This is a genomic window from Polyangiaceae bacterium (assembly GCA_015075635.1).
Classification (GTDB): Bacteria; Myxococcota_A; Polyangia; order Polyangiales; family Polyangiaceae; genus JADJKB01.
Map to the genome: position 1 here is coordinate 118115 of JABTUA010000001.1, position 19697 is coordinate 137811.

The 19697-nt window shown below is 67.1% G+C and carries 29 protein-coding genes and 1 pseudogene; 4 read left to right on the forward strand and 26 right to left on the reverse strand.

Going from position 1 to position 19697, the window contains the following annotated elements; translation table 11 throughout:
• Positions 1-13 precede the first annotated feature (13 nt).
• From secY to rplV, 16 genes and pseudogenes are all read right to left on the reverse strand, one after another.
• Positions 14-1345: a preprotein translocase subunit SecY gene (gene secY, locus HS104_00540; GenBank protein MBE7478469.1), complete on the reverse strand. Its 1332-nt coding sequence runs from the start codon at positions 1343-1345 to the stop codon at positions 14-16.
• A gap of 86 nt (positions 1346-1431) precedes the next feature.
• Positions 1432-1911 carry a 50S ribosomal protein L15 gene (gene rplO / locus HS104_00545; GenBank protein ID MBE7478470.1) on the reverse strand — a complete coding sequence of 160 codons (480 nt, stop codon included), beginning with the start codon at positions 1909-1911 and terminating at the stop codon, positions 1432-1434.
• Positions 1908-2096 (reverse strand): 50S ribosomal protein L30, encoded by a 189-nt coding sequence (gene rpmD, locus HS104_00550; protein MBE7478471.1) that lies wholly within the window; start codon positions 2094-2096, stop codon positions 1908-1910. The genes rplO and rpmD overlap by 4 nt, the downstream gene beginning before the upstream one ends.
• Positions 2093-2686, reverse strand: a complete 594-nt coding sequence (gene rpsE / locus HS104_00555; GenBank protein ID MBE7478472.1) for a 30S ribosomal protein S5 — start codon at positions 2684-2686, stop codon at positions 2093-2095. The genes rpmD and rpsE overlap by 4 nt, the downstream gene beginning before the upstream one ends.
• A 15-nt stretch (positions 2687-2701) precedes the next feature.
• Entirely contained in the window at positions 2702-3061 is a 360-nt protein-coding gene (locus HS104_00560; GenBank protein ID MBE7478473.1) for a 50S ribosomal protein L18, read from the reverse strand.
• Positions 3062-3074: 13 nt separating this feature from the next.
• A complete protein-coding gene (rplF, locus tag HS104_00565) occupies positions 3075-3632 on the reverse strand; it encodes a 50S ribosomal protein L6 (protein ID MBE7478474.1) in 558 nt (185 codons plus the stop codon).
• 29 nt (positions 3633-3661) lie between these two features.
• On the reverse strand, positions 3662-4066 hold the full coding sequence (gene rpsH, locus HS104_00570; protein MBE7478475.1) for a 30S ribosomal protein S8: 405 nt from the start codon (positions 4064-4066) through the stop codon (positions 3662-3664).
• Positions 4067-4070: 4 nt separating this feature from the next.
• Positions 4071-4256: a type Z 30S ribosomal protein S14 gene (locus HS104_00575; GenBank protein MBE7478476.1), complete on the reverse strand. Its 186-nt coding sequence runs from the start codon at positions 4254-4256 to the stop codon at positions 4071-4073.
• Between the two features lie 7 nt (positions 4257-4263).
• Positions 4264-4874: pseudogene (gene rplE, locus HS104_00580) on the reverse strand (50S ribosomal protein L5).
• A gap of 4 nt (positions 4875-4878) precedes the next feature.
• Positions 4879-5196 (reverse strand): 50S ribosomal protein L24, encoded by a 318-nt coding sequence (gene rplX, locus HS104_00585; GenBank protein ID MBE7478477.1) that lies wholly within the window; start codon positions 5194-5196, stop codon positions 4879-4881.
• Complete coding sequence (gene rplN, locus HS104_00590) at positions 5196-5564, reverse strand: 50S ribosomal protein L14 (GenBank protein ID MBE7478478.1); 369 nt, start codon at positions 5562-5564, stop codon at positions 5196-5198. Before rplN ends, rplX begins: the two co-directional genes overlap by 1 nt.
• Positions 5561-5866 carry a 30S ribosomal protein S17 gene (rpsQ, locus tag HS104_00595; GenBank protein MBE7478479.1) on the reverse strand — a complete coding sequence of 102 codons (306 nt, stop codon included), beginning with the start codon at positions 5864-5866 and terminating at the stop codon, positions 5561-5563. Before rpsQ ends, rplN begins: the two co-directional genes overlap by 4 nt.
• Positions 5867-5868: 2 nt before the next feature.
• Positions 5869-6069, reverse strand: a complete 201-nt coding sequence (gene rpmC / locus HS104_00600; protein MBE7478480.1) for a 50S ribosomal protein L29 — start codon at positions 6067-6069, stop codon at positions 5869-5871.
• Complete coding sequence (gene rplP, locus HS104_00605; protein MBE7478481.1) at positions 6069-6482, reverse strand: 50S ribosomal protein L16; 414 nt, start codon at positions 6480-6482, stop codon at positions 6069-6071. Before rplP ends, rpmC begins: the two co-directional genes overlap by 1 nt.
• A 6-nt stretch (positions 6483-6488) precedes the next feature.
• Positions 6489-7181, reverse strand: coding sequence for a 30S ribosomal protein S3 (gene rpsC, locus HS104_00610; GenBank protein MBE7478482.1), 693 nt, complete (start codon positions 7179-7181; stop codon positions 6489-6491).
• Between the two features lie 21 nt (positions 7182-7202).
• On the reverse strand, positions 7203-7544 hold the full coding sequence (rplV, locus tag HS104_00615) for a 50S ribosomal protein L22 (GenBank protein ID MBE7478483.1): 342 nt from the start codon (positions 7542-7544) through the stop codon (positions 7203-7205).
• Positions 7545-7928: 384 nt separating this feature from the next.
• Here rplV and HS104_00620 point away from each other — a divergent pair, with 384 nt between their 5' ends.
• The 4 genes from HS104_00620 (at position 7929) to HS104_00635 (ending at position 11703) form a co-directional block, all read left to right on the forward strand.
• On the forward strand, positions 7929-8660 hold the full coding sequence (locus tag HS104_00620) for a hypothetical protein (GenBank protein MBE7478484.1): 732 nt from the start codon (positions 7929-7931) through the stop codon (positions 8658-8660).
• A gap of 79 nt (positions 8661-8739) precedes the next feature.
• The gene (gene murE / locus HS104_00625; protein ID MBE7478485.1) at positions 8740-9963 is read left to right on the forward strand and encodes a UDP-N-acetylmuramyl-tripeptide synthetase; all 1224 of its coding nucleotides are present in this window, start codon (positions 8740-8742) and stop codon (positions 9961-9963) included.
• Positions 9960-10895 (forward strand): C40 family peptidase, encoded by a 936-nt coding sequence (locus HS104_00630; GenBank protein ID MBE7478486.1) that lies wholly within the window; start codon positions 9960-9962, stop codon positions 10893-10895. Before murE ends, HS104_00630 begins: the two co-directional genes overlap by 4 nt.
• Positions 10882-11703 carry a serine hydrolase gene (locus tag HS104_00635; GenBank protein MBE7478487.1) on the forward strand — a complete coding sequence of 274 codons (822 nt, stop codon included), beginning with the start codon at positions 10882-10884 and terminating at the stop codon, positions 11701-11703. Before HS104_00630 ends, HS104_00635 begins: the two co-directional genes overlap by 14 nt.
• Here HS104_00635 and HS104_00640 read toward each other — a convergent pair.
• The 10 genes from HS104_00640 to HS104_00685 form a co-directional block, all read right to left on the reverse strand.
• Positions 11700-12356, reverse strand: a complete 657-nt coding sequence (locus HS104_00640) for a hypothetical protein (GenBank protein MBE7478488.1) — start codon at positions 12354-12356, stop codon at positions 11700-11702. The two genes, HS104_00635 and HS104_00640, sit on opposite strands and share 4 nt — an antisense overlap.
• 88 nt (positions 12357-12444) lie before the next feature.
• Positions 12445-12750 (reverse strand): 30S ribosomal protein S19, encoded by a 306-nt coding sequence (rpsS, locus tag HS104_00645; GenBank protein MBE7478489.1) that lies wholly within the window; start codon positions 12748-12750, stop codon positions 12445-12447.
• Positions 12751-12753: 3 nt separating this feature from the next.
• On the reverse strand, positions 12754-13584 hold the full coding sequence (gene rplB / locus HS104_00650; protein ID MBE7478490.1) for a 50S ribosomal protein L2: 831 nt from the start codon (positions 13582-13584) through the stop codon (positions 12754-12756).
• Between the two features lie 3 nt (positions 13585-13587).
• The gene (gene rplW / locus HS104_00655) at positions 13588-13881 is read right to left on the reverse strand and encodes a 50S ribosomal protein L23 (GenBank protein MBE7478491.1); all 294 of its coding nucleotides are present in this window, start codon (positions 13879-13881) and stop codon (positions 13588-13590) included.
• Positions 13878-14513: a 50S ribosomal protein L4 gene (rplD, locus tag HS104_00660; protein ID MBE7478492.1), complete on the reverse strand. Its 636-nt coding sequence runs from the start codon at positions 14511-14513 to the stop codon at positions 13878-13880. The genes rplW and rplD overlap by 4 nt, the downstream gene beginning before the upstream one ends.
• 14 nt (positions 14514-14527) lie before the next feature.
• Positions 14528-14839 (reverse strand): 30S ribosomal protein S10, encoded by a 312-nt coding sequence (rpsJ, locus tag HS104_00665; GenBank protein ID MBE7478493.1) that lies wholly within the window; start codon positions 14837-14839, stop codon positions 14528-14530.
• 80 nt (positions 14840-14919) lie between these two features.
• A complete protein-coding gene (tuf, locus tag HS104_00670; GenBank protein ID MBE7478494.1) occupies positions 14920-16110 on the reverse strand; it encodes an elongation factor Tu in 1191 nt (396 codons plus the stop codon).
• A gap of 9 nt (positions 16111-16119) precedes the next feature.
• The gene (fusA, locus tag HS104_00675) at positions 16120-18240 is read right to left on the reverse strand and encodes an elongation factor G (protein MBE7478495.1); all 2121 of its coding nucleotides are present in this window, start codon (positions 18238-18240) and stop codon (positions 16120-16122) included.
• 474 nt (positions 18241-18714) lie between these two features.
• The gene (gene rpsG, locus HS104_00680; protein MBE7478496.1) at positions 18715-19185 is read right to left on the reverse strand and encodes a 30S ribosomal protein S7; all 471 of its coding nucleotides are present in this window, start codon (positions 19183-19185) and stop codon (positions 18715-18717) included.
• Positions 19186-19200: 15 nt separating this feature from the next.
• A complete protein-coding gene (locus HS104_00685; protein MBE7478497.1) occupies positions 19201-19599 on the reverse strand; it encodes a 30S ribosomal protein S12 in 399 nt (132 codons plus the stop codon).
• Between the last annotated feature and the right edge of the window lie 98 nt (positions 19600-19697).

Here is a 19697-nt window from a genome sequence, read left to right on the forward strand (position 1 = left end):
CCTACCTCCCCGTTCAGGTAGCCCGGCGGCCGCTGAGCCGCGTGGTCTGGGGCCCAGTCAGCCCCTCGTAGCTGCGGGTGATGAGGTGCGCCTCGATCTGGTTCACCGTCTCGAGCGCAACGCCCACCACGATCATCAGGCTGGTACCGCCAAACTGGAACGGCACCCGGAGCGACTGCGCGATCACGCTGGGCACGACGCAGATGGCTGCGACGTAGATGGCGCCACCCACGGTGAGCCGCGTGAGCACGCGATCCAGGAACTCTGCGGTCTGCTTGCCTGGGCGGATGCCCGGGATGTTGGCTTGCTGCTTCTTCAGGTTGTCCGCCACGTCCACCGGCTGGAAGGTGACGGCCGTGTAGAAGAAGCAGAAGAAGATGATCAGCGCGCCGAACAGCGTGTTGAACATCCAGTCGCCGCGGTTCAGGTGCGCGGAGAACCACGCCATGCCCGGCACGTTGAAGTTCGCGAGGGTGGTCGGGAAGAGCAAGAGGCTCGAGGCGAAGATCGGCGGGATCATGCTCGCCATGTTCACCTTGAGCGGCAGGTGCGCGCTCTGGCCGCCGTAGATGCGTCTTCCGACCTGTCTGCGGGCGTATTGGATCGGGATCTTGCGCTGGGCGCGCTCGAAGAACACGACCACGGAGACGCTGACCAGCATCACCGCCAAGAGCATGGCCACGGTCAGCGGCTGGATGTCGCCGGCGTTGGCCTGCCAGTAGCCAGAGAGCGCCGAGGGCACGCCGCTGACGATGCTGGCGAAGATGATCATCGAGATGCCGTTGCCGATGCCGCGCTCGGTGGCCTGCTCGCCGAGCCACATGATGAGCGCCGTGCCGGTCGTGAGCGTGACCATCGTCAGGAGACGGAAGCCCCAGCCCGGGTTCGCCACGACGTCGCCGAAGCGACCGCCGCCGACGTCCGCGTCGTTCAGCCCCTCCAGGTAGAGCGCCACGCCGAAGGACTGGAAGCCCGACAGCACGATGGTGCCGTAGCGGGTGTACTGCTCCAGCTTGCGCCGGCCGCTCTCGCCCTCCTTGCGCATTTCCTCGACCTGCTTACTCACCATGCCGAGGAGCTGCATGATGATGCTGGCCGAGATGTAGGGCATGATGCCCAGCGCGAAGATCGACAGGTTCTCGAGGGCGCCGCCGCTGAACAGGTTGAAGAGCCCGAGCAGGCCGCCCTGGCCGCTGACGATGCTCTTCATCACCGCTCGATCGACACCGGGGGTCGTGATGAACACGCCCACGCGGTAGATCGCGATGATCATCAGCGTGAAGAGCAGGCGCCGGCGAAGCTCCGGCACCTTCGTGATGTTCGAGAATCCGCGAACGACGGCCATACCGAGGCTTCACCTTCGAGCGCCGCGGGAGGCGGCGCTGTGAGCGGGAGTCATAAGCATCGTCCGGGAGGAGGGCTAGAGCGCCCTCAGCTTTCGGCGGCTTGGGGGACCGAATACGGGAGAAGCACGACCTTGCCGCCGGCCTTCTCGATCTTCTCTTGGGCCGACTTGCTGAAGGCGTGAGCGCTGACGGTCAGCGCCTTGTCCAGGTTGCCCTCGCCCAGGATCTTGATGCGGACGTCGCGGCCCTGGACCAGGCGTGCCTGGCGCAAGAGGGCCTCGTCCACTGCCTGACCCTTCTCGAAGCGATCGAGCGCGGCGACGTTGATGGCGACGGTCTGGACCGGGAAGGGCACGCGGAAGCCGCGCTTGGGCAGGCGGCGCTGGATCGGGGTCTGGCCGCCCTGGAAGTGGGTCTTGCCGAAGTCGCCGCCGTGCCGGGCCTTCTGGCCCTTCTGGCCACGACCCGCGGTCTTGCCGAGGCCCGTGCCGACGCCGCGACCGAGGCGCTTTTCCTTGGTGCGCGCGCCCGGGGGCGGCGCCAGGCGAGAAAGGATGTCGCTCATGACTTCTTCTCCTGCACCTCGACGAGGTGCAGCACTTTCTTGATCATGCCGCGGAATGACGGCGTGTTGTCCACGACGACGCTGGAGCCCGGACCCCGCAGCCCGAGGCCCTTGATCACGGCGCGGACCTGATGCGGGCGATTCGAGACCCCGACGCGCTGGCGAACTTCGAGCTTCGTGGTCATGACGCCGCGCCTCCCGCCGAGCCGCCACCCGTCGACGCGACGATGGAGCTCGCCGCTGCGGAGGAAGCGCTCATCTTCTGCACCGGGTAGTCGTGCCCGACGTCGTCGATCTCCTTGCTGCGCGCGTTGGCCACGTTCTCCACGCGGCGCAGGCGGCTCAAGGCGTCGACCGTGGCGTTGACCACGTTGTGCTTGTTGGTGGTGCCCAGACACTTCGAGAGGATGTCCTGGATGCCTGCGGACTCGACGACGGCGCGCACCGCGCCGCCGGCGATCACGCCCGTGCCCGGAGCGGCCGGGCGGAGCAGGACGCGGCCGGCGCCGAACTGGCCGACGATGTCGTGGGGGATGGTCGCGCCGACCATCGGCACCTTGAACATGTTCTTGCGGGCCTGGTCGTTGCCCTTGCGGATCGCCTCGGGGACCTCGTTGGCCTTGCCGAGCCCGACGCCGACGTGGCCCGACTCGTCACCCACCACCACGAGCGCGGAGAAGCTGAAGCGACGCCCGCCCTTCACGACCTTGGCGACGCGGTTGATGTGAATCACCCGCTCTTTCAGCTTTTCATCGTCAATGTGATCGAACGACATCTGATTTCTCCGAGCTCAGAACTGAAGGCCCGCTTCGCGCGCGGCGTCCGCTAGGGCCTTGATGCGGCCGTGGTAGAGGTATCCGTTGCGGTCGAACACGACCTTCTCGATCTTCTTCTCGAGGCACATCTTGGCGAGCAAGGAGCCCACCTTCTTCGCGGCGTCGGTCTTGGTGTCCTCGCCGAGCGTGGTCTTGAGATCTCGCGAGAGCGTGGAGGCGCTCGCCAGGGTCTTGCCCGAGGCGTCGTCGACGACCTGGGCGTAGATGTGCTTCGCGCTCCGGAACACCGAGAGACGCGGACGCTCGTCGGTGCCGGAGATCTTGGTGCGGATGCGGAGCTTGCGGCGCTCGCGGCCTTGTAGCTTCATTGCCATGAGTAGCCTCCCGTCACTTCGCTTTGCCCTTGCCGGCCTTGCCCGCCTTGCGACGGATCTTCTCGTTGCGGTAGCGGATGCCCTTGCCGCCATAGGGCTCTGGCGGACGGAATGAGCGGATTTTCGCCGAGAACTGCCCGAGCAGGGCCTTGTCGGGGCACGAGAGCATCAGCACTGCGCCCTTGGAATCGGCGGGGATGTTCGCGGTCATCTGCGGGGGAAGGTCGATCGCCACCGGGTGAGAGAGCCCGAGCTGAAAGTGCAAGGTCTTGCCCTTGAGCTCGGTGCGGTAGCCGGTGCCCACCAGATCGAGCGTCTGGTCGTAGCCCTCGGCAGCGCCCTTCACCATGTTGGCGATGAGCGCGCGCCCCAGGCCCTGCAGCCGTGCGGCGTCGCGACCCGTAGCGTCGGCCTCGACCTTGATCGCGTCACCTTCCTTGGTGATCTTGATCAAGGGGTGCAAGGTCTGGCTGAGCTTGCCCTTCGGTCCCTGAACGTCGACCTTGGAGCCCGCCACGTTGACCGTGACGCCCTTCGGAACCGGCACGGGTCGCTTGCCGATCCGTGACAGCTTCTTCGTCTGAACCTGCGCCTCGGCCATCACCAGACCTCACACAAGAGCTCGCCGCCGAGCTTCTGCCGGCGTGCTTCCTTGTCCGTCATCAGCCCATGGGACGTGCTGAGAATGGCCGTGCCCAGGCCCGAGAGGACGCGGGGGATGTTGCCGTGGCCGACGTAAACACGCCGCCCCGGCCGCGAGATGCGGCGGATGCCTTGGAACGCCGAGTCACGCTCGCGCCCGTACTTGAGCACCACGGTCAGGGTCTCCTTGGTGCCCCCGTCGCCCCACTTTTCGGTGCGCACGTCGGCGACGTAGCCCTCGGCCTTCAAGATCTCGGCGATCGCCTTCTTGACCTTGCTGCAGGGAACCCGGGCCACTTCGTGGCGCGAGCCCGCCGCGTTGCGGATGCGGGTCAGAAGATCACCAATCGGATCGGTCATCATGGCTTCACCAGCTCGCCTTCGTGACGCCCGGCAGCTCTCCGCGCAGCGCCAGTTGGCGCATGCAGAGGCGGCACAGGTGGAAATCGCGGTAGACCGCGCGCGAGCGACCGCAGACCTTGCAGCGCTTGACGACGCGGGTGGAGAACTTGGACGGGCGATTCACCTTCGCCCACTGAGATGCACGAGCCATGTTCCTGTCAGCTCCTGAACGGCATGCCGAGCTGACCGAGGAGCTCCTTGGCTTCCTCGTTGGTCTCGGCGGTGGTGACGATGGTGATGTTCATTCCCTTGACCTTGTCGACCTTGTCGAAGTCGATCTCGGGGAAGACGATTTGTTCCTTGAGGCCCAGCGTGTAGTTGCCGGCGCCGTCGAAGGCCTTGGCGCTGGTGCCGCGGAAGTCGCGCACGCGGGGCAAGCTCAGGTGACCAAGCGGTCCAGGAACTCCCACATGCGCTCGGCGCGCAGGGTGACCATGACGCCGATGGGCAAGCCCTGGCGCAGCTTGAAGTTCGCGATGGACTTCTTGGAGCGGGTGACCACCGGCTTTTGGCCGGCGATGGCGGTCATCTCCACCACCGCGGAGTCGATGATCTTCGGGTTCGCCACGGCCTCGCCGAGGCCCATGTTGATGACGATCTTCCGAAGCCGCGGCACCTGATTCGGGTTCTTGTAGGCGAACCGCTTCATCAAGGCCGGGACAGTCTCGGACTTGTACTTGTCCCGCAGACGGGGCGGGGGGGCGGGTACCGCGGGCGCGGCGGGCGCGGCGGGCGCAGGCGCGTTCTCGGGGGCGGCTTTCTTGCTCATGGCTTCATTCCTGCGGAGTGGGCAGGGCGGCGCCGCTCTTGGCGACGCGCTGCTTCTTGCCGTTTTCTTCCTTGAACCGAACCCGCGTCGGCTTGTCCGTCTCGGGATCGATGGGCATGACCTTGGAGAGCGCGATGGGCGCCTCGACCTCGAGGATGCCGCCGGGGCTGGTCTGGGTGGCGCGCACGTGCCGCTTCACCTGATTGACGCCCTCGACGACGACACGGTTCTTGTCCGTCAAGATCCGCATCACCTTGCCGCGCTTGCCTTTGTCGTCACCGCTGATCACGGCGACCACGTCGCCAACCCTGATGCGATTCATCACAGCACCTCCGGCGCGAGCGAGATGATCTTCATGAAGCGTTTGCCACGGAGCTCGCGGGCGACGGGCCCGAAGATGCGGGTACCGACCGGCTCCTGCTGCGCGTTGATCAAGACGGCGCTGTTGTCGTCGAACTTGATGTAGCTGCCGTCCTGACGGCGGTACTCGCGCTTGGTGCGGACCACCACGGCGCGGGCGGTCTCGCCCTTCTTCACCTTGGAGCCCGGCAGGGCTTCCTTGATGCTGACCACGATCACGTCGCCGAGCGCCGCGTAACGCCGCCGCGAGCCACCCAGCACCTTGATGCACTGGACGAGCTTCGCGCCGGAGTTGTCCGCGACGTCGAGGAACGACTGCATCTGGATCATGTGACCGGCTCCTTCTGGGTGAGCTCCACTGCGGGGCGCTCCACCAGGCGGACGACCTTCCAGCGCTTGTCACGGGACAGGGCGCGGTGCTCGATGATCTCGACGCGATCGCCGGTCTTGTAGAAGTTCTTCTCGTCGTGCGCCTTGTACTTGGCGCGCACGCGGACGTACTTCTTGTACATCGAGTCCATCTTGTGACGGACGACCTCGACGACGACCGTCTTGTCCATCTTGTCGCTGGAGACGCGCCCGATCAGGCGGCGGCGCTTGCTCAGGGCCTTGGATTCCGTGGTGGCGGTCATGATCAGTTGTCCTTGGCGCTCTGGCGCGCGTGCAGGATCTGCTCGATGCGGGCGATGTCCTTCCGCGTCTTGCGGAGAACGCTCGTGTCCTCGAGCTGGTTCACGTAGTTCTTCATGCGGCTCCCGAAGAGATCCTTCTTGAGCTGTTTCATCAGCTCGGACAGGTCCTCCGTGGTGCGCTCCGTGAGCTCTTTCGCCTTCATCACAGGTCTCCTCGCACGAGCACGCGCGTTTCGATGGGGAGCTTGGCCGAGGCCAAGGCGAACGCGTCGCGGGCCTCCTTCTCGGTGACGCCGGAGATCTCGAACAGCACCCGGCCGGGCTTGACCACCGCGACCCAGCCCTCGACGCCGCCCTTGCCGCTACCCATGCGGACCTCGAGGGGCTTCTTGGTGATGGGCTTGTCCGGGAAGACGCGGATCCAGAGCTTGCCGGCGCGCTTCACGTGGCGCTGGATGGCCATGCGGCCCGCCTCGATCTGGCGGCCCGTGATCCAGGCGTTGTCCATGGACTGGAGCGCGAAGTCACCGAAGGAGACGTCGCTGCCGCGCCAGGCGACGCCGCGGTTACGACCCTTCTGCTGCTTGCGGAACTTGGTTCGCTTGGGTTGGAGCATGACTCGTCACTCCGGAATGCGGCGGGCCTTGCGCTGCAAGACCTCGCCCTTGAAGATCCAGACCTTCACGCCGATTACGCCGTAAGTGGTGCGCGCCTCGGCCAGACCGAAGTCCACGTCCGCGCGCAGCGTGTGCAGCGGGACGCGGCCCTCGCGGTAGGTCTCGACGCGACCCATCTCGGCGCCGCCCAGGCGACCCGCACAGCGGATGCGCACGCCCTTGGCGCCGAACTTCATCGCGGTGGTCAGCGCCTTCTTCATGGCGCGACGGAAGGCGATGCGGCGTTCGAGCTGGGTCGCGACGTTCTCGGCGACGAGCTGCGCGTTGGTCTCCGCCTTGCGCACCTCCTGCACGTCGATGAAGACCTCGTTGTCGGTGAACGACTGCACGCCGGGGAACTTCGTCTCACCCTTGACGGCAGAGTCCATGTTGCCGCTCTTCAGGATCTCGATGCCCTTGCCGCCCTTGCCGATCACCATGCCGGGACGCGCGGTGTAGACGATGACCTTCGCCTTGTTGGCCGCACGCTCGACCTCCACGCTCGCCACGTTGGCGTTGTAGAGGTAGTCCTTGACCGCGCGCTTGATGCGCAGATCTTCGTGCAGCCACTTCTGGTACTGGCCGTCCTCGTACCACTTGCTCGTCCAGGTCTTGATGACCCCGAGCCGGAAGCCATACGGATGAGTCTTTTGTCCCATGCTGGTTCTCGTCCTGGTGGTTCAGCGCGCGTCGAGCTCGATGCGGATGTGGCTCACGCCTTTTTCGATGCGGGTCGCGCGGCCCATCGCGCGGGGACGCCAGCGGCGCATGTGGCCGGTCGAGGCCTTGTCGGCGCTGGCGTGGCTCACGTAGAGCGCGTCCACGTCCACGTCGGGGCGCTTGACCTTCGCGTTGGCGATGGCGCTCGCGAGCAGCTTCTTGACCACGGGGGACGCGGCCTTGGGCACGAAGTCGAGCAACTGGAGCGCTTCCGCGGCGTCGCGACCGCGCACCAAGTTGATGATCACGCGCGCCTTGCGCACGCTGATTCGCTGGTAGTTGGCACTTGCTCGGCTGATCATCGACTCGACTCCTGACAGCCCCCCGGTCGGGGGCAGCTCACGAGAGGGAGCTTCTCCAGCGCACCCCACGGTGCGGGGATGAAGAAGCTGCTAGCCTTCCGGGAGCGCGGGGAGCGCCCCCCGTTCGGCACCTTCGCGTGGGTGTTGGGTGGCCCACTGGATAAGGACGAACGTCGAGCCGAGTGGCCCGAAAAAGGGGAGGCGCTAAGTAGCAGAGCGGTCCCCCCTGCGCAAGCCCCGTGATTTCGGGCGGATACTGAATGAAAGCTCAGGGTCCCCCGCGGAAATACTTGGGGATGGCCGTGTAGGGCCTGACGTACAATCACGTCAAACGATGAGTCTGCCCCCTCGGGCTTTCGGGGGGCCCATATGGAGGCTTGAATAATGCGGATCCAGGTCGAGAAGTTCCTGGCCTTGACGGCCTTGCTCGCGGCGGGCTCGGTGATGAGCGTCGGCTGCGTAACGGAAGACACCGAGACCAATACCGACGCGGGCATCGCCGGCGGCGGCGGAGCGGGCGGCTCGACCGGTGGAGCGGCCGGGGCGGCCGGGAGCGGCGGCGTGGCCGGAGCGGCGGGCGGCGGCGGCGTGGCTGGTGCGGCCGGCGGCGGCGGCACCGCGGGCTCGGACGGCGGCGACGCCGAAGCATGTCTTGGCGACACCGGGACCGAGATCGCGGACTGCACGCAGCTCCCCTACGCAGCCACGACCTGCGGGGACGCTGGCGCGGAGGGCGGGCTCAGCCCACTGGGCTACGAGCTGTGCGTGTGGACGCGGGGCTACGGCAAGCTGGGGCTCCAGCAGCCCATGTGGGACTGCCTCAACGCGATCACGACCGCAAACGCCTGCGACGACGCCACGGCCCAGAAGTGTCTCGATGACCTCGCGCCCAAGGCCTGCGAGCTGGGCCCGCTGCCGGACGGCGACGGCGGAACCTACGACCTGTGCAAGAGCGTTGCGGCGTCGTGTACGGGCTCCACCGGTGTCACGGAGGCCGAGTGCGCCGCCGTGATCAACGCGACGAGCGCTGGCGCGGCCGACGCCATCTGGAACTGCTACGAAGCTGGCTCCGGCGCCTGCGCGGACGACTTCTGGCAGTGTGTGGGGCTACCGTAACGAACCGACTAGCGTGACGCGCCAAACGGGCCTCCTCTACGGGGGCCCGTTTCGCTTCGTGGTGGTACCGTCTCCATCGATGACCGAGCTGGTCCGCCCAACCCCGGCGCCGTTCCCGTGGGCAGACCCCTTCTTCACGCTGGGCGTGACCGGCACCAACGGCAAGACCTCGACCACGCTCCTGCTCGGCGCGGCGCTCGCTGCGACGGGGCGCCCGATCCTGGTCGAGACCACCCTGGGCTACACGCTCAGCGGCCGCCCGCTGGAGGTCCCGCGCACGCTCGAGGGGTACCTCCGGGCGTTCGAGCAGGCCTCGCGAGAGGGCTGCCGGGACGCCGCCATCGAGGTGACCAGTCAGGCCTTGGCGCAGGGCTACGCCAAACGCTGGCGCTTCGATCTGGGCGTGTTCACCAACCTGTCGCGCGATCACCTGTCGCAGCACGGCTCCTGGGAGCACTACTTGGCGAGCAAGGCCCAGCTCTTCGTGCACCTGGCGCCGGGACGCAGCGCGGTGCTGAACGCCGCGGACGAGAGCGCGCTCTTGGTGGACCAGGTCACGCCGCCGGACGTGAAGCGGCTCTGGTACGCGGTGCCGTCCCGCGGCCCGCTGCTCCGAGACGCTGACCTCGTCGCGCGGGACGTCAGCATCTCCGCGGCCGGGACGCGCGTCGAGCTCGAGCCATCGTCGCTCGCGGAAGCGCTCGGCGGAAACCTGCACACCCAGCTCATCGGCCAGGTCTTCGCGGAGAACGCCCTGGCTGCCGCGGCGGGCGCGCTGGCTGCCGGCGTGGACGCCGCGGCGGTGGCGCGCGGCATCGCCGACTGCCCGGGAGTACCCGGGCGCTTCGAGCTGGTCGCTCGTGAGCCAGTCGTGGTCGCCGTGGACTACGCCCACACACCGGATGCGCTCGGGCGCACCGCGGACACGGCGCGAGCGCTCGCCGGCAAGGCTCGGGTGATCGTCGTGTTCGGCGCGGGCGGCGGGGCGGACCCCGAGAAGCGAGAGCCGATGGGGCGCGCAGTGGGCGAACGCGCCGACGTCGCCATCGTGACGACGGACAACCCGCGCCGGGAAGATCCCAAGCTGATCGCCAAGGCCTTGGTGCGGGGCGCGCAGCGCGGCGGCCGAGCCTACGTCGTCACGGAGCTGGACCGGCGCGCCGCGATCCGTCAGGCCCTGGAGCGCGCCAAGCCCGGCGACGTGGTGGTGATCGCCGGCAAGGGTCACGAGCAGGGTCAGGTCATCGGCGACGAGACGCTGCCGTTCTCGGACGTCGAGGAAGCCGGGAAGGCCCTCGGATGAGCAGTCGCGCGCCGGAGAAGGCGCTCGTCGCCGCAGAGCGCGCGGTCGGCGAGCTCCGCCGCGAGCTGGAGCGCGCCTACGGCTGGACTCGGCTGGAGGTCCAGCTCGCGCTCGGGTCCCACGAGACTGGCCTGATCGCCCGGGGCACCGTGGTCGTGCCGCGCGTGGCGCGCCGGCTGCGCGCAGCGCTCCTCGACGCCGTGCCGGAGGGCTGGGCGGTGGACACGAGCGGCGTGCTTCCGCTCGAGACCGGGGACTGGCACGGCATGGGCGACGAGGTCACTCCCCTCTGGCAGAGGCATCCCTCCCGCGGGCGCGCGCTCTCGACCGAGCTCCTGCTGGAGGACGGCCCCGTGGAGCTGCTCGCGAAGCACCAGGACGCGAGCCTGGTGCGCTGCATGGACGGCAGCGTCGGCTGGATCGAGCGCGAGCCGACGGGCCACGTCCCGGCACCGCGCATCGATGCCGCCCGCGGCACCGCCGACGCCGTGGTCGCGGCGGCGCGGGTCTTCCTCGACGTGCCCTATCGCCTGGGCGGCGCCACCAGCGCGGGCATCGACTGTTCAGCGCTGTTGTCCCGGGCGTTCGCCCGCGGCTTTGGCGTGCGCTTGCCGCGCCACTCGACGGATCAGCTCGTGGCCACCGTGTCGCTGGGACACGCGCCAGAGCAGACCGGAGATCTCGTGTTCGCCTGGACGGAGCGCGAGGGACCGTGCCACGTCGGCGTGGTCGTCGAGGGCAGCCCGATGACGGTGATCCACGCCTCCCTCAGCCGAAAGCGCGTGGTCGAGGACACCCTCGATCGCTTCCTCTGGGGGGCCGAGCGCAGCGAGGCCGCGACCCTCGGCCGGGTGCTCGACTACCACGCGAAGAACGTCGGTCGCTCGAGCCTCGAGCTGCCGAGCGAGGAGGCGGAAGTTGACGCTGACTGAGCGGCTCGAAGAGCTGTGCCGGAGGTTCGCCGGCGTGGCCGGTTTCGCCGCACTGCACCTGGACAGCGGCGAGAGCCTCGGGATCCGCGCGGAAGAGTCTTTCCCGACCGCGAGCGCCATCAAGGTGTTCGTGCTGCACACGCTGTTCGCGAAGGCCGCCGCCGGCGAGCTCTCGCTGGAAGAGCGCAGGACGCTGCCGAGCGAGCGCACCCTCGGCTCCGGCGTGCTCCTGCACCTGGGCCCCGGCCTCGCGCCCAGCCTGGGCGACCTGGCCACGCTGATGATGATGGTCTCCGACAACCTGGCGACCAACCTGCTCATCGACGAGCTCGGCGTGGCGGCGATCAACGCGCAGATCCGCGCGGCTGGCCTCGGCCACACGTCGCTCCGCGGTCGCATCGACTTTTCGCGGCTGTCGTCCGACAAGACCGCCCTCGGCGTCTCCACGCCGGCCGACCTCGCGCGCTACTTCGCGCGATTGCGCAAGGGCGAGCTGCTCGGCTCGCCCTGGGCCGAGCGCCTCCTCGACGTGATGCGCATCCAGAAGTACATCGAGCCGCTCCGGCGCCAGCTGCCCGCTGATCCCTACGCGCGGGAGTTCGGCGAGCCCGAGCCGGTCTGGGTCGCGAGCAAGACCGGCAGCCTGTCCGGCGTGCGCTCGGAGGCAGGCCTCGTTCACACGCCGAAGGCCGAGTGGTCCATCGCCGTGATGACCAGAGACGTGCGCGACACCCGCGTCACCAGCGACAACGAGGCGCTGCGCTTGATCGCCGAGGTGAGCCGGGCGGTGTACGACGCTTGGGGTTAGCGCCGCGGTGGCAACTCGAACGCGGCCGGAGACGGCACGAGCCTCGGCTCGGCGAGCGTGAACGTTCCCCAGGGCACGACCACGTCCGCAGACGGCGAGCTCGACAGCACCTTGATCACGCCGCTGCAGCTCGGCGGGGCCTGCTGGCCGCAGGCGAGCGTGCCGAGATCCGCGAGGCACTGGTCGGCCGTCGGCGAGAGCCCCACACCCGCGTTGCAGGTCGAGGCCAGCTCCACGGCCACCTGAGCCTCGCAGCCCGCCTGGTCGCTCGTCTCCTTGCAGCGCACGCCGAACTTGCACACCGCGCGCGCGAATTCCTGGCAGTACGCGCCGACCGGCGCCGGATCGTTGATCTGCTTGCACTCCTCCGGCACCGTGAACGGCGTCGGGCAGGTGGCCGCGCTCAGCGTGCCGATGCAGGTCTGCATCGTGGCGTCGTCCTTGCAGAACAGGCTCTGGTAGAGCTCGTCGCAGTCCGCGCGGGCCTGAGCCTGGCACTTGTCGGCGACGAAGTCGCACATCGAGTCCTGCCAGGCGGAACAGGTCGAGGAGCGCTTGGACGCGTAGTTGCTGCCACCCCCGCCGTCGCCGCTGCTCGAGCCGGAGCAGGCCAGAAGTAGCAAGCCGACGAGCCCGAGTGCCGCGCGAGTCATGCCGACAGGGTACGCCCGCCGGGGCACAAACGCGAAACGCGAGCCGTCCCCCGAGAGGGAGGCTCGCGTTCGCGGTCGGCCGGCCCGATCAGGCCTTGCCGGTGCGCGGATTCGTCTTCTTGGCTCCGCCCTTCTTGTCGCCGGCGTGACCGTGGAAGGTCCGAGTCGGCGCGAACTCGCCGTACTTGTGACCGACCATGTTCTCGGTGACGAAGACGGGCACGAACTTGCGACCGTTGTGGACGGCGAAGGTGAGCCCGATGGCCTCGGGGTAGATGGTGGAGCGGCGCGACCAGGTCTTGATGACCTTCTTGCCACCGGAGGCGGCCGCCTCCTGGATCTTCTTCAGCAGGTGGCCGTCACAGAACGGACCCTTCTTGATGCTGCGTGCCATCTATCAGCCCTTTGCCTTCCGGCGCTTCACGATCATGTTGTCCGTACGCTTGTTGTTGCGCGTCTTGAGTCCCTTGGACAGCTGTCCCCAGGGCGAGCACGGGTGACGACCACCGCTGGTGCGACCTTCGCCGCCGCCCATCGGGTGATCGACGGGGTTCATGGTCACGCCGCGGTTGTGCGGGCGCTTGCCCAGCCAGCGCGTGCGGCCGGCCTTGCCGAGCTTCACGTTCTGGTGATCCAGGTTCGAGACCTGACCCACCGTGGCGCGGCACTCGACGTGGATCTTGCGCACCTCGCCGCTCGGCAGCTTCACCTGGGCGTAGGAGCCGTCCTTTCCCATGAGCTGCGCGGCGACGCCGGCGGAGCGCACGAGCTGGCCGCCCTTGCCCTTCCGCATCTCGATGTTGTGGATGGTCGTTCCCGCCGGGATGACGCCGAGGGGCAGGCAGTTACCGGGACGAATGTCCGCGTTCCTGCTCGACACCACGCTGTCACCCTGCTTGAGCCCGTCCGGCGCCAAGATGTAGCGCTTGTCGCCGTCCACGTAGTGGAGCAGGGCGATGCGCGCCGTGCGGTTCGGGTCGTACTCGATGTGGGCGACCTTGGCCGGCACGCCGATCTTGGCGCGCTTCCAGTCGATGACTCGGTACTGCTGCTTGTGCCCGCCGCCACGGAAGCGGCTGGTGATGCGCCCGGAGTTGTTGCGGGCTCCGGTGCGGCTCTTGGGCTCGCACAGCTTCTTGAGCGGCCTGTCGGTCGTGAGCTCCTTGAAGTCGCTCACCGTGTAAAAGCGGCGTCCCGCGGACGTCGGCTTGAATGCTCGGATGCCCATGGCTCACTCCTTGGACTCGTCGAAGAACTCGATGCTCGAGCCCGGACGAAGCGTGACGATGGCTTTCTTCCAGTTGACCCGCTTGGCTGGCATGCGCCCGATCTTCTTGGGCTTGCCGCGGTACTGCTGGGTGTTCACGTCGGCGACCTTCACGTCGAAGAGCGCTTCGACCGCCGTCTTGATCTCGATCTTGTTGGCGCTGCGGGCCACCTCGAAGGCGACCTTGTTCTCGCCCTTCATGTCGGCGGCCTTCTCGGTCAACGCGATCGGGCGCTTGATGATCTGTTCCGGTGTCATGACTTGCTCCCCAGGCAGCGAGCCTCGAGGGCCTTGGCCGCGCCCTTGGACACCACCAGGTGGTCGTGACGCAGGAGGTCGTACACGTTCACGCCCTCCGGCGGCAAGAACTGGCGGTTCTTCATGTTGCGGATCGAGAGCCGCAGCTGGTCGTTGCCCTTGTCGTCGACGACCAGGGTCTTCGCCGGCGTCTTGAGCGTGTCGAGCACGCCCTCGAGCTTCTTGGTCTTGACCTCGCCCAGGTCGATGTTCTCGACGACGGTGAGCCGGCCTTCCTTGACCAGCAGGCTGAGCGCGCTCTTCAGCGCGCCGGAGCGGACGCGGCGCGGCGGCCGAATCGTCCAGTCCTGCGGCATCGGCGGGTGAGCCCGGCCGCCACCCACGAAGATGGGGGCCCGCTTGCCGCCGTGTCGGGCCTGACCGGTGCCCTTCTGCTTGTAGAGCTTCTTCTTGGCGCCACGGACCGCGGAGCGCTCCTTGGCAGCGCGCGTCCCGGCGCGAGCGCTCGCGAGCTGCGCGGTGACGACCTCGTGGAGCAGGTGCTCCTTGACCTCTGCGGCGAAGACTTCGTCGGCGAGCTCGAGCTCCCCGACCTTCTCGCGCTTCAAATTGTAGACGTCCAGCTTGGCCATCGGAGTCTCCGGTCCTAGCTCTTGATCTCGACGTCGACGCCGGCCGAGAGGTCCAGCTTCATCAACGCGTCGAGGGTTTGCGGGGTCGGCTCGAGGATGTCGATCAGCCGCTTGTGAGTGCGAACCTCGAACTGCTCACGCGACTTCTTGTCGATGTGCGGTCCACGGAGCACGGTGTACCGCCGGATGCTGGTCGGCAGCGGAATGGGCCCCGCTACCCGCGCACCCGTGCGCCGCGCCGTCTCGACGATGTCCGTGGTGGACTTGTCGAGCAGCTGGTGATCGAAGGCCTTGAGCCTGATTCTGATTTTGGTCGCGTCAGCCATGTTTCACGTCTTTCGCTCAGCAGCGGACCCCTGCGGCGGCGAAGCGATAGCACCTCGACGCCGCTTGGGCCCGTTCCCCCTCACTCGATGATCTTGGTGACGACGCCCGCGCCGACGGTCTTGCCGCCTTCGCGGATGGCGAAGCGCATCTGCTCCTCCAGCGCCACGTTGGTGATGAGCTCCACTTCCACGGTCACGTTGTCACCCGGCATCACCATCTTGATGCCCTCGGGCAGGGTCACACTCCCGGTCACGTCCATCGTGCGGATGTAGAACTGCGGCTTGTAGTTGGTGAAGAACGGCGTGTGACGGCCACCCTCCTCCTTCTTCAGCACGTACACCTCGCCCATGAACTTCTTGTGCGGCTTGATGCTGCCGGGCGCCGCCAGGATCTGGCCGCGCTCGATCTGGTCCTTGTCGATGCCGCGGAGCAGGCATCCGACGTTGTCGCCGGCCTGACCCTCGTCCATCGACTTGCGGAACATCTCAACGCCGGTCACGACCGTCTTCTTGTCGCGGTCGAAGCCGATGATCTCGACCTCGTCGTTGACGTGGACCTTGCCGCGCTCGATGCGGCCCGTGGCCACCGTGCCGCGGCCCTTGATCGAGAACACGTCCTCGACCGCCATCAGGAAGGGCTTGTCCACCTCGCGCTGCGGCTGCGGGATCTCCGAGTCCAGAGCCCCGAGCAGCTCGTCGATCTTCGCCTCCCACTTCGCGTCGCCCTGAAGCGCCGGCAGCGCCGCGCCCTGCACGATCTTCGCGTTGTCGCCGTTGAACTTGTACTTGTTCAGGAGCTCCCGGACTTCCATCTCGACCAGCTCGAGCATCTCCGGGTCTTCCACCGCGTCGCACTTGTTCAGGAACACCACGATGTGGTTCAGGCCCACCTGACGCGCCAGCAGCACGTGCTCCCGCGTCTGCGGCATCACGCTGTCCAGCGCGCTCACCACCAGGATCGCGCCGTCCATCTGCGCCGCGCCCGTGATCATGTTCTTGATGTAGTCCGCGTGGCCCGGGCAATCGACGTGCGCGTAGTGCCGCCCAGCCGTCTCGTACTCCACGTGCGAAACCGCGATGGTCACCGTCTTCGTGTCGTCACGGACGATGCCACCCTTCGCGATGTCGGCGTAGCGGATCTCCTTCGCGAGATTCTTCTTGCTCTGCACCTTCACCAGCGCCGCAGTCAGCGTCGTCTTGCCGTGGTCGATGTGACCGATCGTGCCCACGTTCACGTGGGGCTTGGAGCGAACGAATTTCTCTTTGGCCATTTCCCTGCCTCACTTCCCGCGGACCTTCGCCACGATTTCTTCCTGCACCGAGTTCGGAACGGGCTCGTAATGCGAGAACTGCATCGTGTACGTCGCCCGACCTTGAGTCTTGCTGCGCAAGTCCGTCGCGTACCCGAACATGGTCGCGAGCGGCACCTCCGCGGCGATGACCTGAGTGGTCGCGCCGCGCTGGTTCATCCCGAGCACGCGCCCGCGGCGCGAGTTCAGATCTCCGATCACGTCGCCCATGTTGTCGGCAGGCGTGACGACCTCGACGCTCATCATCGGCTCGAGCAGCTGCATGCCCGCGCGCTTGGCGCCGTCCTGGAACGCGAGCGAGCCCGCGATCTCGAAGGCGTGCGTCGAGGAGTCCACGTCGTGGTACGTGCCGTCGTAGAGCTCGGCCTCGACGTCCACCATCGGGTAGCCGGCGAGCACGCCACGGCCGAGGGCATCGCGGATGCCCTTCTCGACCGAGGGGATGAACTCACGCGGGATGGCGCCACCGGTGACCGAGTCCACGAAGACGAAGCCAGCGCCACGCTCCGCCGGCTTGAGACGGATGCAGACGTGGCCGTATTGGCCGCGACCGCCGGTCTGCCGCGCGTATTTGTGCTCGGCCTCGACGGCTCGGGTGATGCACTCGCGGTAGGCCACCTCGGGCTTGCCCACGTTGGCCTCGACCTTGAACTCGCGCTTCAGCCGGTCGACGATGATCTCGAGGTGCAGCTCGCCCATGCCGGCGATGATGGTCTGCCCCGTCTCCTCGTTGGTGAAGGTGCGGAACGAGGGGTCTTCCTGCGCCAGCTTCTGCATCGACATGCCGAGCTTGTCGAGGTCGGCCTGGGTCTTGGGCTCGATGGCGATGGAGATGACCGGTTCGGGGAAGGTCATGCGCTCGAGCACGATGGGCGACTTGTCGTCGCACAGCGTGTCACCGGTGCGCGTGTCGCGCAGGCCCACTGCCGCGTAGATGTTGCCCGCGTGGCACTCCTTGAGCTCCTCGCGCTTGTTGGCGTGCATGCGCAGGATGCGGCCGATGCGCTCCTTCTGCTTGCGCGTGGAGTTGAGCAGCGTGGTGCCGCTCTCCAGCGTGCCGGAGTAGACGCGGAAGAAGGTCAGGTTCCCCACGAACGGGTCGTTCATGATCTTGAACGCCAGGGCGGAGAACGGCGCGGAGTCGTCGGCAGGTCGCTCCTCCTTGCGGTCCTCGTGGTCCGGGTGGATGCCCACGACCGGCGGGATGTCGAGGGGCGACGGCAGGTAGTTGACCACCGCGTCCAAGAGGAGCTGGACGCCCTTGTTCTTGAACGCCGAGCCGCACATCACCGGCACGAACGCGAAGGTCACGGTGGCCTTGCGAATGGCCGCGTGGATCTCCTCGTCCGTCACCTGGTCGACCTTGCCGTCCAGGAACTTCTCCATGATGCCTTCGTCGACGTCGGCGCAGGCCTCGATCAGCTGCTCGCGCAGCGCCTTGCACTTCTCTTCGAGGTCCGCCGGGATCGGCTCCCAGCTGTACTTCGAGCCCAGCGTGTCGTCGCGGAAGATGGCCGCCTTCATGCGGATCAGGTCGACCACGCCCTTGTGCTGGTCCTCGTGACCCACCGGCCACTGAAGCGGCACCGGCCTGCAGCCCAGGCGCTCCTTCATACTGTCCAGGTTCATCTGGAAGTCGGCGCCGGTCTTGTCGAGCTTGTTGATGAAGGCGATGCGCGGGACGTTGTAGCGATCCGCCTGGCGCCAAACCGTCTCGCTCTGGGGCTCCACACCGTTGCCGCCGTCGAACACGGCGACGGCGCCGTCGAGCACGCGCAGGCTGCGCTCCACCTCGATGGTGAAGTCCACGTGTCCCGGCGTGTCGATGATGTTGATGCGGTGCTTCTTGCCTTCGAACGGGCCAGCCTCCGGCGTCCAGAAGCAGTTGGTCGCCGCGCTGGTGATGGTGATGCCGCGCTCCTGCTCCTGGACCATCCAGTCCATGGTCGCAGCGCCGTCGTGCACCTCGCCGATCTTGTGGGTGATGCCCGTGTAGTAGAGGATGCGCTCCGTGCAGGTGGTCTTGCCCGCATCGATGTGGGCCATGATCCCGATGTTGCGCGTGCGCTCGATTGCAATTTCGCGGGCCATTGTCGTCTCTTGGTTCTCTTTCAGGTCACTTGACGGACGAAACCCCTCCCGGCCACCTCGTCCCCTCGCCGTTCGAGGGGCCCTTGTCGTGCCGGAAGGGGTATCGGGGTGCGCCAATCTGCCGCGCTCTGCGGGACGGCTTCGCGAGCCGTCTTTCGGGCAACCCGATCCTTATGTCGGGGTCTTCATCTCGTCGTATCTAGCTCTTCTTGGGTGTCTTCGTCTGGGACTTTGCCTGTCGGGTCGTTCTGCCCGGCGCGCCAGCGCCGAAAGGAACCACTTCATCGGTCTTGGCAGGATCAGATCACGATCGGCAAGGGAGGGGTCATCTTCACGTGAATTCCGGCGAGGCCGGCGCCGACTCGTATCAGTCGGCAAGAGTCGCGGGGCGGTGATTCGGAGGAGCGGTGAGAATCTTCTGTCCTGACTTCAGCAGGTCGGAACTGCGAGCCGACGCTCACCCTTGGATCTCCCTCACCACCTATAGTGCGCGAAGGCCTTGTTGGCCTCCGCCATCTTGTGGGTGTCGTCCTTCTTCTTGATGGTGTTGCCACGCATCTGCGCGGCATCGACCAGCTCGGCAGCCAGGCGCTCGCGCATGCTCTTCTCGCCGCGGCTGCGGGAGTACTGCACGATCCAGCGCATGGCGAGCGAGACGCGGCGCTCCGGCCGAACCTCGACCGGCACCTGGTAGGTCGCACCGCCGACGCGGCGGCTCTTGACCTCGAGCTTCGGCTTCACGTTGTCGAGCGCCTTGCGGAAGACCTCCAGCGGGTCCTCCTTGAAGCGCGCCTGGATGATGTCGAACGCACCGTAGACGATGCCCTCGGCCACGGACTTCTTGCCGCCCTCCATGATGGAGTTGGTGAACTTGGCGACCAGCTTGTCCTTGTACTTCGGGTCGGGCGTGATCTTGCGCTTGGGGACGTCGCGCCTGCGGGGCATGGCTGTATCCTCTACTCAGCTCTTCGGGCGCTTGACGCCGTACTTGGAGCGCTTGCGGTTGCGGTTGGCCTTGTTGGTGCTGCTCGGACCCACGGCGCCCGAGGCGTCGAGCGTGCCGCGCACCACGTGATAGCGAACACCCGGCAGGTCCTTCACACGACCGCCGCGGATGAGCACCACGCTGTGCTCCTGAAGGTTGTGCCCCTCACCCGGAATGTAGCTCGTCACTTCCATGCCGTTCGTGAGCCGGACGCGGCACACCTTGCGCAGCGCGGAGTTCGGCTTCTTCGGCGTGGTGGTGTAGACGCGCGTGCACACGCCACGCTTCTGCGGGCAGGAGCGCAACGCCGGTGATGCCGTCTTGACCTTCACCAGGTCGCGGCCTTTGCGAATGAGCTGCTGAATCGTCGGCATTTTCTGGGTAATCCGAGGGGCCCGGCTTTCGGGGGAACGGGAGGGTAGCCGCGGCGCTCCGGGTGTCAAGGCTTTCGACCGCCCTGAACACGCGGGTA